Consider the following 11,694-nt stretch of genomic DNA (forward strand, 5'->3'; position numbering starts at 1 on the left):
GTGCACAACCTGGTACTTATTAGCCGTAGCGGAACTCTACGCCAAACGTCCCACGCGGGTATTCCCATTTCTCCAGCGCCGTATCGAGTCCAAGAATTCGACACGTCCCACACTCCAGGCACCCGGCGTAATCAAAACGTACGCTGCCGTCGTCCTGCTTTTTATACAGTCCAGCCGGGCAGGCCTTAATCAGCACCTCCAGCGCCTGTTTATCAGGATCGGTTTTGAGAATGATATGTGGGCTGTCTTCATCGACATTGAACTTATTGACGCCCAGTTTGACGTCCACATTGACGGGAGATGTCATAATACGGTCACTCCTTTCAGGCCATCTTTCATCAGGTTGATGAAGCCCACTTTCTTCACATGGCGCAGGATTTTTTTACGCATTGGCACTGGGGCGGAACCATCCACGGTGAACAGGTCGCGCGCGATACTGACCGCCATTTCGGGATAGGCGGTAAACATGCGCGGGTTATCAAGAAAAGCAGGCAGCTTCTGGTACATACGCATATCGCGCATCGGGCCATCGTCCAGATGCTGACGGTATTCACCCAGTGACTGCTTGCTAAAGTCGTCGCGCTTCATGGCTGAAAGCACCGTTTTCGCCGCCGCTTCGCCTGCGGAAATGGCGAGATCCATACCGCGAATGGTAAAGCCGAGGTTCATACACATTCCGGCTGCGTCACCAGCAATCAGTACGCCATCACCCACCAGTTCTGGCTGCATGTTGATACCGGCTTCCGGTACGACGTGCGCGGCATATTCCACCAGCTTGCCACCGGCGATCAGCGGGGCAACCGCCGGATGCTGTTTGAAATCTTCCAGCATTTGCGGGACCGATTTTTTCGCGTCTTTCAGATGATGAAGGCCGCAGACCAGCCCCAGAGAAAGGGTTGTTTCATTCGTATAGAGAAAGCCACCGCCCATCAATCCATCGGTTGGCGATCCGGCAAACAAACAGGCTGCGCCTTCGTTCCCCTGTAACTGGAAACGATCTTCAATCACTGATTTTGGCAATTCGATCAGCTCTTTTACACCGACGGCAACATGTGATGCCTCGACGCGCTTTGCCATGCCCAGCTTTTCCGCCAACAGAGAATTTACGCCATCAGCAAGGATCACGACTTTGGCTTCCAGAATATCGCCATCGGCTTCCACGCCCACGACTTTACCCTCGCGCTGCACAACGTTATCCACGCGAATACCGGTGATGAGCTGAGCTCCCGCCTCTTCGGCCTGTTCCATCAGCCAGGCGTCAAATTTGCTGCGTAAGACGGAATAAGAAACCTGCGACAATGCGGCCTCTTCACCATTGCAATAGTCGATGGTCATCGCCCCTTTGTCGGTCATAAAGGCGAGTTTTTCGTGGGTAATCACGCGTTCAATCGGGGCTTGCTCTGCAAAACCTGGGATAATGCGCTCCAGGCTATGCGCATACATGCGCCCACCGGTGACATTCTTCGCGCCAGCAGAATTGCCGCGCTCGATAACCAGCACCTGTGCGCCTTCCCGAGCCAGCACCAGCGCCGCAACCGAACCAGCCAGACCTGCACCCACGATGATGGCATCAAAGATATCTTCGGACATATGTACTCCTGTCAGCGGCAGGACACCTTCGCATCCTGCCCGAATGGTTTAACGCGCTAAGGCCGCCGTCAGCGCAGGCAGGATCTTCAGCGCATCACCAACGATGCCGTAATCCGCATACTGGAAAATCGGCGCATTTTTATCTTTGTTAATGGCGAAAATCGTCTGTGCGCCGTTGGCGCCGACCATATGTTGGATCTGCCCGGAGATCCCCACCGCCAGATACAGTTCAGGCTTGAGCATCAGGTTGGAGATACCGACGTAGCGTTCGTGCTCCATCCACTTCTCGTTTTCCGCCACCGGACGGGAACAGGCCAGCTCAGCGCCAATCGTCTGGCACAGCGCTTCGGCCAGCGAGATATTTTCTTTGCTGCCGATACCGCGTCCCACGCTGACCACCAGACGGGCTTTATCGAGATCAACGCTGTTGCTCTGACGCGCCTGAGTTGCCGTACGCGTTACGGCAATGGCCGGAGCCTGCCATTGCACGGTATGCATTTCGCCGCTGCGGGTGCTATCCGGTTGCTGCGCGTCAAACGTTCCGCTGCTGAGCGTTACCACGGCAAACGGCGAAGCGATGGTTTCTGCCCCTATCGCCAGGCCGCCGTAAACCATATGTTTGACCGCCGCTTTTCCATCCTGCACGGCGACTGCGCTGGCGTCATTTGAGACTGCCGCTGACAAACGAAAACCCAGTTTTGCCGCCAACAGCTTGCCCCGACGCGTGTTCGGCAGCAGCACTGCGCCGCCCTCACTGTGCTGAAGAATCGTCTCAGCCATTACCCCAGCGTAATCCTCCATCATGCGATCTTCTGGCTTACCGCTGAGCAACCAGGCATGATCCGCACCTAGCTGGAATGCCATCGCGCTATCAGCGTCACTCAGTACGAATGTGTTAACTTTTTCACCTAAAGCCTGCGCACCACTCATCAGTTCCGGCAGACGAGAAGGGGTATCGCTGAATACCCAGACACTGGAAAACTTGTTCATAACATCCCCTGATAATTAAATGATTTTGCGAAGATTCTCGACAAACGCGGCAATCTGTTCTTCACCGTCACCTTCAATCACAACGCGCTGACGCTCGCGCTGTTTCGGCGCAGCAACCTGCTGTGCGGAATACGCCTGCACGCTGTTCAGCCCAATGTCTGCAGGCGACCAAACCTGAACCGGTTTTTTCGCCGCGCCAAGAATGGCTTTCATGGAAGGGATTTGTGGGGTGTTGATATCCGTTGAGACCGCGATCACCGCTGGCAGCGGGATGCTCAGTGTTTCGACTTCATCTTCCAGTTCACGCTCTACCGTCAGCGTGCTATCGGTAAGAGAGAGGATTTTACTCACGCCATTAATCGTGGGAACGTTCAGCGCTTCGCCCACCAGCAGACCAACCTGCTGCGCATAGAGATCGGAAGAACCGTCACCACAGATAATCAGATCGAAACCGGCTTTTTGCGCGGCGGCAGCCAGCGCAGTGGCAGTTTGTTGCGGCAGCGCCTGTTCAAATTGATCGTCAATGACAACAATCAGTTCATCAGGGCCACGGGAAAGCACATCTTTGCGCCCTTTTGCATTGGTCAGCGCTTTGCCGCCGACGCTCATGGCCACAACCTGGGCCTCGCCTGCCTGTTGTTTTAACTGACAAGCCGCTTCGATCGCATTCAGGTCGTACTGGCTGATTTTGCCATCCGCTTTGCTGAAATCGAGCGAACCATCAGCATTATTAATCGCAATATCCTGTTCATCAGGTACGCATTTGTAGCAAGTAATTATCTTCATTGCATCTCCAGAAATCATGAAGGAAACGTATTTATATCGGCGGTGTTAAATACAGATATCACGCTCTTTAATTCGGAAATAAAACCTTAATCACCAATATTGAAAATGTCACACATTGAAATTCGTAACTTTCAATAGTGTTACGTACCTCACCAATATTGAAAGAATTACGTCAAATATGAAAATTTTCAATATTGTCTGCGGGTTCAACAATATTGAACGTCAGTCATTTAAAAAAGTTAAAAAACCACAAACAACATATTGATAAGTAACAAAAAATACAGAATATCCAAGCGAATTAACCAGCGTAGAAAAGTGTGACACAGGTAACAGAATCGCCCGAAATGAATACTCATTATGAGTTACTCACTGAGGCGTTCCCAGAGGTTAAAAGTTATCAACAAATCATTAATAACAAATAAACAAAAGATCATGCACGGGCTCGCTAAATAAATTTCGTTTTCACACTGGAATTCACTCATGAAAAATGAAAAGAGAAAGTCGGGAATTGAACCGAAGGTTTTTTTTCCGCCATTAATAATAGTTGGAATACTTTGCTGGCTAACAGTAAGAGATCTTGATGCCGCTAACGTCGTTATTAATGCGGTATTCAGTTATGTCACCAATGTCTGGGGTTGGGCATTCGAATGGTATATGGTCGTCATGCTTTTTGGCTGGTTCTGGCTGGTTTTTGGCCCATATGCCAAAAAGAAATTAGGCGACGAAAAACCGGAGTTTAGTACCGCCAGCTGGATCTTTATGATGTTCGCTTCCTGTACATCCGCCGCAGTGCTGTTCTGGGGTTCCATCGAGATCTACTACTATATCTCTACTCCCCCCTTTGCTCTCGCCCCTAACTCTACAGGTGCGAAAGAAATAGGCCTGGCGTACAGCCTGTTCCACTGGGGGCCGTTGCCGTGGGCAACCTATAGCTTCCTCTCCGTTGCCTTCGCCTACTTCTTCTTTGTGCGCAAGATGGACGTCATCCGTCCCAGTTCCACGCTGGTACCGTTAGTGGGCGAAAAGCATGCGAAAGGGCTGTTCGGCACCATCGTTGATAACTTCTACCTGGTGGCGCTGATTTTTGCAATGGGTACCAGCCTCGGTCTGGCGACGCCGCTGGTAACCGAGTGTATGCAATGGCTGTTCGGTATTCCGCATACGCTGCAATTAGATGCCATCATCATTACCTGCTGGATCATTCTGAACGCCATTTGCGTGGCTTGTGGCCTGCAAAAAGGGGTCAGGATCGCCAGCGACGTGCGTAGCTACCTGAGCTTCCTGATGCTGGGCTGGGTGTTTATCGTCAGCGGCGCCAGCTTCATCATGAACTACTTCACCGACTCGGTCGGCATGCTGCTGATGTATCTGCCGCGTATGCTGTTCTATACCGATGCCATCGGCAAAGGCGGCTTCCCGCAGGGCTGGACTGTTTTCTACTGGGCATGGTGGGTCATTTACGCCATCCAGATGAGCATCTTCCTGGCGCGTATTTCTCGTGGTCGTACCGTACGTGAACTGTGCTTCGGGATGGTGCTGGGCCTGACCGCCTCCACCTGGATCCTGTGGACAGTCCTTGGCAGCAATACCCTGCTGCTGATGGATAAAAACATTCTCAACATCCCACAGCTGATTGAACAGCACGGTGTGGCGCGCGCCATTATCGAAACCTGGGCCGCCTTGCCATTTAGCACCGCCACCATGTGGGGCTTCTTCATCCTTTGCTTTATTGCCACCGTCACGCTGATTAACGCCTGCTCTTACACCCTGGCGATGTCCACCTGTCGCGAAGTCCGTGATGGTGAAGAACCTCCGTTGTTGGTGCGTATCGGTTGGTCCGTTCTGGTCGGCGTCATCGGCATCGTTCTGCTGGCGCTGGGCGGGCTGAAGCCCATCCAGACGGCGATTATCGCCGGAGGATGCCCGTTGTTCTTCGTCAACATCATGGTGACGCTGTCCTTTATTAAAGACGCCAAAGTGCACTGGAAAGACAAGTAATTCTCATTAACTCAATTGATCAAGAGGCTGAAAGATGGATTTCAACTTAAATGACGAGCAGGAGCTGTTTGTCGCCGGTATTCGTGAACTGATGGCCAGTGAGAACTGGGAAGCTTATTTTGCCGAGTGCGATCGCGACAGCGTCTACCCTGAGCGTTTTGTGAAAGCGCTGGCGGATATGGGCATCGATAGCCTGTTGATTCCGGAAGAACACGGTGGACTGGAAGCGGGATTTGTCACCGTGGCCGCCGTCTGGATGGAACTCGGCCGCCTCGGCGCGCCAACCTATGTGCTGTACCAGTTACCGGGGGGTTTTAACACCTTCCTGCGTGAAGGGACTCAGGAACAAATCGATAAAATCATGGCGTTCCAGGGAACCGGTAAGCAGATGTGGAACTCTGCAATCACCGAGCCGGGAGCGGGATCGGATGTTGGCAGCCTGAAAACCACTTATACACGTAAAAATGGTAAGGTTTATCTTAATGGCAGTAAGTGCTTTATCACCAGTAGCGCCTATACCCCGTACATCGTGGTGATGGCGAGAGATGGCGCATCGCCGGATAAACCTGTTTATACCGAGTGGTTCGTTGACATGAGCAAAGCGGGTATCAAGGTCAACAAACTGGAGAAACTCGGTCTGCGTATGGATAGCTGCTGTGAAATCACCTTTGACGACGTTGAGCTGGACGAGAAAGACATGTTCGGTCGGGAAGGTAATGGTTTCAACCGCGTGAAAGAAGAGTTTGACCATGAACGCTTCCTCGTTGCACTGACCAACTACGGTACGGCAATGTGCGCGTTTGAAGACGCCGCGCGCTACGCCAATCAGCGCGTGCAGTTTGGCGAAGCTATCGGCCGTTTCCAGCTGATTCAGGAGAAGTTTGCGCATATGGCGATCAAACTGAACTCCATGAAAAACATGCTACTGGAAGCTGCATGGAAAGCGGATAACGGCACCATTACCTCGGGCGATGCGGCCATGTGCAAATACTTCTGCGCCAACGCGGCATTTGAAGTGGTAGATACCGCCATGCAGGTGCTGGGTGGCGTGGGAATCGCGGGTAACCATCGCATCACGCGCTTCTGGCGTGACCTGCGCGTTGACCGCGTTTCCGGTGGTTCTGACGAAATGCAGATCCTGACGTTGGGTCGTGCGGTGCTCAAGCAATACCGTTAATCGACCCCTTGTAGGCCTGATAAGACGCTCGCGTCGCCATCAGGCAATTATGCCGGATGGCGCTGTGCTTATCCGGCCTACATACCGCAAAAAAATGCCAGGAGCAAAATTATGGATCACTTACCAATGCCAACCTTTGGCCCACTTGCCGGGGTACGCGTTGTCTTTTCAGGGATCGAGATTGCCGGTCCGTTCGCCGGGCAGATGTTCGCTGAATGGGGTGCTGAGGTTATATGGATTGAAAACGTGGCGTGGGCCGATACCATCCGCGTACAGCCTAACTATCCGCAGCTCTCACGTCGTAACCTGCACGCCCTGTCACTCAATATTTTCAAAGATGAAGGTCGGGAAGCGTTTCTGAAGCTCATGGAAACCACCGATATCTTCATTGAAGCCAGTAAAGGCCCGGCCTTTGCCCGTCGCGGTATTACCGATGAAGTGCTGTGGCAACATAACCCAAAACTGGTTATCGCCCACCTTTCCGGCTTCGGCCAGTTTGGTACCGAGGAGTACACCAATCTTCCGGCGTATAACACTATCGCACAAGCGTTCAGCGGCTATCTGATCCAAAACGGCGACGTTGATCAGCCAATGCCTGCCTTCCCGTACACCGCCGACTACTTCTCAGGGATGACCGCAACGACAGCGGCGCTGGCTGCCCTGCACAAAGTACGCGAAACGGGCAAAGGTGAAAGCATTGATATCGCCATGTACGAAGTCATGCTGCGCATGGGTCAGTACTTCATGATGGATTACTTTAACGGCGGCGAAATTTGCCCACGCATGACCAAAGGCAAAGACCCGTATTACGCTGGCTGCGGCCTGTATAAATGCGCCGATGGCTATATCGTCATGGAGCTGGTCGGCATCACGCAAATCAACGAGTGCTTCAACGATATTGGCCTCGCCCACATTCTTGGCACACCGGAAGTCCCGGAAGGCACCCAGCTTATCCATCGCGTGGAATGCCCTTACGGCCCGCTCGTGGAAGAGAAACTGGACGCGTGGCTTGCAACGCACACCATCGCCGAAGTCCAGGCGCGCTTTGCTGAGCTAAATATCGCCTGCGCGAAGGTGCTGACCATTCCGGAACTGGAAGGCAACCCGCAGTACGTTGCCCGTGAGTCTATTACTCAGTGGCAAACGATGGACGGTCGCACCTGCAAAGGACCGAATATCATGCCGAAATTTAAAAACAACCCGGGGAAAATCTGGCGTGGCATGCCGTCACACGGCATGGATACCGCCGCCATTCTGAAAAACATTGGATATAGCGAAGCAGACATAAATGAGCTGGTCGGCAAAGGCCTGGCCAGAGTTGAGGAATAAACGCGACGCGCTGACCCGCGAATGGGTTAGCGCTCACGCCTGATTTCAGTGGATAAAGCAATATGGATATCGTTGGCGGACAAAACTTACGTCTGATGTGGGACGACCTGGCCGGGGTGTACGGAGATAAAACGGCGTTAATTTTCGAATCCTGCGAAGGAAACGTTCGGCAGTTTAGCTATGCCTCGCTCAATGAAGAGATTAACCGCACGGCGAACCTTTTCCATTGCTTAGGGATCCGCAAAGGCGACAAGGTCGCGTTGCATCTGGATAACTGTCCGGAATTCATCTTTTGCTGGTTTGGGCTGGCAAAAATTGGCGCCATCATGGTACCAATTAATGCCCGTTTGCTGGGTGAAGAAAGCGCCTGGATCCTGCAAAACAGCCAGGTAAGCCTGCTGGTCACCAGCGCCCAGTTTTATCCTATGTACCGCCAGATACGGCTGGAAAATACCACACCGCTTAATCATATCTGTCTGATTGGCGAACAGCTTCCGGTTGACGACGGCGTGAGCCACTTTACCCAACTGCAATCCCGCCAGTCCGCCACGCTGTGCTACACGCCCGCATTATCCACGGACGATACGGCGGAAATTCTGTTTACCTCTGGCACCACCTCACGGCCTAAAGGGGTGGTGATTACCCACTACAACCTGCGATTTGCCGGCTACTACACTTCCTGGCAAATCGCCCTGCGCGATGACGACGTCTACATGACGGTGATGCCCGCTTTTCATATCGACTGTCAGTGTACGGCAGCCATGGCGGCATTCTCCGCAGGCAGCACCTTTGTGCTGTTGGAAAAATACAGCGCCAGGGCGTTTTGGGATCAGGTACGTAGATACCAGGCGACGGTCACCGAATGCATTCCGATGATGATCCGAACGCTGATGGTTCAACCCCCAGCACCAACGGACAGACAGCATCACCTGCGCGAAGTGATGTTCTATCTCAATTTATCCGAGCAGGAAAAAGACGCCTTTACCGAACGTTTTGGCGTCAGGCTGCTGACCTCCTACGGTATGACCGAAACCATCGTCGGCATTATTGGCGATCGCCCTGGAGACAAACGGCGCTGGCCCTCTATTGGTCGCGTGGGTTTTAGCTATGAAGCCGAAATCCGTGACGATCACAACCGTCCCCTGCCCGCCGGAGAAATTGGCGAAATCTGCATTAAAGGCGTGCCGGGCAAAACCATCTTCAAAGAGTACTATGCCCAGCCGGAGGCTACCGCCAAAGCACTGGAACCTGAGGGTTGGTTACATACCGGAGATTCGGGTTACCAGGATGCGGACGGTTTTTTTTATTTCGTCGACAGGCGCTGCAACATGATTAAACGCGGCGGGGAAAATGTCTCCTGCGTCGAGCTGGAAAATATTATTTCTGCGCATCCGAAAATTCAGGACATTGTGGTTGTCGGTATTAAAGATTCGATCCGTGATGAAGCCATTAAAGCTTTTATCGTCCTTAATGAAGGTGAAACATTAAGCGAAGCTGAGTTCTTCAGTTTCTGCGAAAACAATATGGCGAAATTCAAGGTTCCCTCGTTTATGGAGATAAGAACCGATCTGCCGCGCAATTGTTCAGGAAAAATAATCAAAAAAAATCTGAAATAACCCTTCCGGCTGGAATTCCTCCTGTCGGGAAATCTATTTATCTGGAGATGAACTATGAGTGAATCATTACATCTGACCCGTAATGGCCCGATCCTGGAAATTACCCTCGACCGACCTAAAGCCAATGCCATTGACGCAAAAACCAGTTTTGCCATGGGGGAAGCATTTCTTCATTTTCGTGATGACCCGGAATTACGCGTCGCGATTATCACCGGCGGCGGTGAGAAATTCTTTTCTGCGGGCTGGGACTTAAAAGCGGCGGCCGAAGGTGAAGCGCCGGATGCCGACTTTGGCCCAGGCGGTTTCGCCGGTTTAACCGAAATTTTCGACCTCGATAAGCCGGTTATCGCCGCGGTCAACGGCTATGCGTTTGGCGGTGGTTTTGAGCTGGCGCTGGCAGCGGATTTTATCGTCTGTGCGGAAAATGCCAGCTTCGCGTTACCAGAAGCCAAACTGGGGATCGTGCCTGACAGCGGCGGCGTACTGCGTCTGCCTAAACTGCTGCCACCGGCTATCGTCAACGAAATGGTGATGACAGGCAGACGAATGAGCGCCGAAGAAGCGCTGCGCTGGGGGATTGTGAACCGCGTCGTCAGCCAGAACGAACTGATGGACAGCGCGCGCGAACTGGCGCAGCAGCTGGTGAATAGCGCCCCGCTGGCAATCGCCGCGCTGAAAGAGATTTATCGTGCAACCAGCGAAATGCCGGTGGAAGAAGGCTACCGTTACATCCGCAGCGGTGTGCTGAAGCACTATCCGTCAGTGCTGCACTCGGAAGATGCGCTCGAAGGACCGCTGGCATTTGCCGAAAAACGCGATCCGGTGTGGAAAGGTCGTTAATGTGACTATGCCGGATGGCGCTTCACTTATCCGGCCTACAACACATGCACAACCGTAGGCCGGATAAGGTGTTTACGCCGCCATCCGGCAAAAAAAATCGAGGAACAACCATGAGCTATTACGCCTTTGAAGGCCTGATCCCGGTAGTGCATCCAGAGGCGTATGTTCATCCCAGCGCCGTGTTGATTGGTGATGTGATCGTGGGGGCTGGCGTCTACGTCGGCCCACATGCCTCACTGCGCGGTGACTATGGTCGCCTGATTCTGGAGGCGGGTTCTAACGTGCAGGATGGCTGCATCATGCACGGTTATTGCGACACCGACACTATCGTGCATGAGAATGGGCACATCGGTCATGGCGCAATCCTGCACGGTTGCGTGGTGGGCAGGGACGCCCTAGTCGGCATGAACAGCGTGATTATGGACGGCGCGGTAATTGGCGAAGAGAGCATTGTCGCCGCCATGAGCTTTGTCAAAGCCGGGTTTCAGGGGGAGGCAAGGCAACTGCTGGTCGGTTCACCTGCTCGCGTACTGCGCGAAGTCACGGACCAGGAGTTGCACTGGAAACGGCTGAACACCAAAGAGTATCAGGATCTTGCGATCCGCTGCCGGGCAGATTTACGCGAAACACAGCCATTAACGCAGGTCGAAGAAAACCGGCCGCGCCTGCAAGGCACGACAGATGTGAAACCGAAATCGGCCCAGTAATCTATGCCGGATGCGCTCACGCTTATCCGGCCTACGCGTCAACCACCGTTTATGCCGCCATCAGGCAACTGACAATTAGCGACGCATACTCTTGGAGAGCATCATCTGCCATTTCTGCTCACGGTTGAGCTCTGTTGGGGGAACGGCAGACAGTCGCGGTGTTTTCGCCACACTCACCTTTTTTTCCTGCAAATTGTGGCTCAATCGGTTGTAGAGGTGAGAATCAATACTGATGACTTTTACCAGACGCTGGCACTGGCAGCCCCGGCCTGCTATCTGGTTAGGGATCATCTTAACTTCACAAACAATTTCTCCCACTTCCGACAGAATATAAGAGAGCGTATTAATTGCTTTGCAGTGTTCAATATCAAAATGGCGGGAAATCTCCTTTGCGGTGATCCAACGATCTTCAGCCATCATCCAGTCAGCAATTAACAAATAGAGCGGTCTTTCAACATATTTTTCACACATAAGCACACCATTTCACAAATTAAAAATCTGGCTACGGCCTGTCCAAATTAATAAAAACTAAGCCATATTAAAATTGTGGATATAAAAGATAGTATGCGACTTGAATGTTGATTAGTGTGAGCAATATCGTGCTTATTACATTGAAAATGTGGTTATGAAACTGCATTTGGCCAGGAATGACCTTACCAGA

11 protein-coding genes are annotated in these 11,694 nt (G+C 52.4%); 6 read left to right on the plus strand and 5 right to left on the minus strand.

Annotated features, from left to right (window positions below; genetic code table 11):
• Positions 1-19: 19 nt before the first annotated feature.
• The 4 genes from fixX to IB196_RS18750 are packed head-to-tail and all read right to left on the minus strand — an operon-like array spanning position 20 to position 3,366.
• Positions 20-307, minus strand: coding sequence for a ferredoxin-like protein FixX (fixX, locus tag IB196_RS18735; protein ID WP_000203736.1), 288 nt, complete (start codon positions 305-307; stop codon positions 20-22).
• Entirely contained in the window at positions 304-1,590 is a 1,287-nt protein-coding gene (locus IB196_RS18740; RefSeq protein ID WP_188232451.1) for an FAD-dependent oxidoreductase, read from the minus strand. Before IB196_RS18740 ends, fixX begins: the two co-directional genes overlap by 4 nt.
• Before the next feature lie 48 nt (positions 1,591-1,638).
• Positions 1,639-2,580 (minus strand): electron transfer flavoprotein subunit alpha/FixB family protein, encoded by a 942-nt coding sequence (locus tag IB196_RS18745; protein WP_188232450.1) that lies wholly within the window; start codon positions 2,578-2,580, stop codon positions 1,639-1,641.
• Between the two features lie 15 nt (positions 2,581-2,595).
• Positions 2,596-3,366: an electron transfer flavoprotein FixA gene (locus IB196_RS18750; RefSeq protein ID WP_188232449.1), complete on the minus strand. Its 771-nt coding sequence runs from the start codon at positions 3,364-3,366 to the stop codon at positions 2,596-2,598.
• A gap of 480 nt (positions 3,367-3,846) precedes the next feature.
• Here IB196_RS18750 and caiT point away from each other — a divergent pair, with 480 nt between their 5' ends.
• The 6 genes from caiT (at position 3,847) to caiE (ending at position 11,033) form a co-directional block, all read left to right on the plus strand.
• A complete protein-coding gene (gene caiT, locus IB196_RS18755; RefSeq protein WP_040230170.1) occupies positions 3,847-5,364 on the plus strand; it encodes an L-carnitine/gamma-butyrobetaine antiporter in 1,518 nt (505 codons plus the stop codon).
• A 34-nt stretch (positions 5,365-5,398) separates the two neighbouring features.
• Positions 5,399-6,541, plus strand: coding sequence for a crotonobetainyl-CoA dehydrogenase (caiA, locus tag IB196_RS18760; protein ID WP_005124373.1), 1,143 nt, complete (start codon positions 5,399-5,401; stop codon positions 6,539-6,541).
• A 111-nt stretch (positions 6,542-6,652) separates the two neighbouring features.
• On the plus strand, positions 6,653-7,870 hold the full coding sequence (caiB, locus tag IB196_RS18765) for an L-carnitine CoA-transferase (RefSeq protein ID WP_040230171.1): 1,218 nt from the start codon (positions 6,653-6,655) through the stop codon (positions 7,868-7,870).
• Positions 7,871-7,932: 62 nt separating this feature from the next.
• Entirely contained in the window at positions 7,933-9,486 is a 1,554-nt protein-coding gene (gene caiC / locus IB196_RS18770) for a crotonobetaine/carnitine-CoA ligase (protein ID WP_040230172.1), read from the plus strand.
• A 54-nt stretch (positions 9,487-9,540) separates the two neighbouring features.
• Positions 9,541-10,326, plus strand: a complete 786-nt coding sequence (caiD, locus tag IB196_RS18775; RefSeq protein WP_188232448.1) for a crotonobetainyl-CoA hydratase — start codon at positions 9,541-9,543, stop codon at positions 10,324-10,326.
• 110 nt (positions 10,327-10,436) lie between these two features.
• A complete protein-coding gene (gene caiE, locus IB196_RS18780) occupies positions 10,437-11,033 on the plus strand; it encodes a carnitine operon protein CaiE (protein WP_188232447.1) in 597 nt (198 codons plus the stop codon).
• Positions 11,034-11,108: 75 nt separating this feature from the next.
• On the opposite strand, the gene caiF is transcribed toward caiE, so the two are convergent.
• Positions 11,109-11,504, minus strand: coding sequence for a carnitine metabolism transcriptional regulator CaiF (caiF, locus tag IB196_RS18785; RefSeq protein ID WP_003018912.1), 396 nt, complete (start codon positions 11,502-11,504; stop codon positions 11,109-11,111).
• Between the last annotated feature and the right edge of the window lie 190 nt (positions 11,505-11,694).

It is taken from the genome of Citrobacter sp. C6_1 (genome assembly GCF_014596835.2).
Lineage (GTDB): Bacteria > Pseudomonadota > Gammaproteobacteria > Enterobacterales > Enterobacteriaceae > Citrobacter > Citrobacter pasteurii.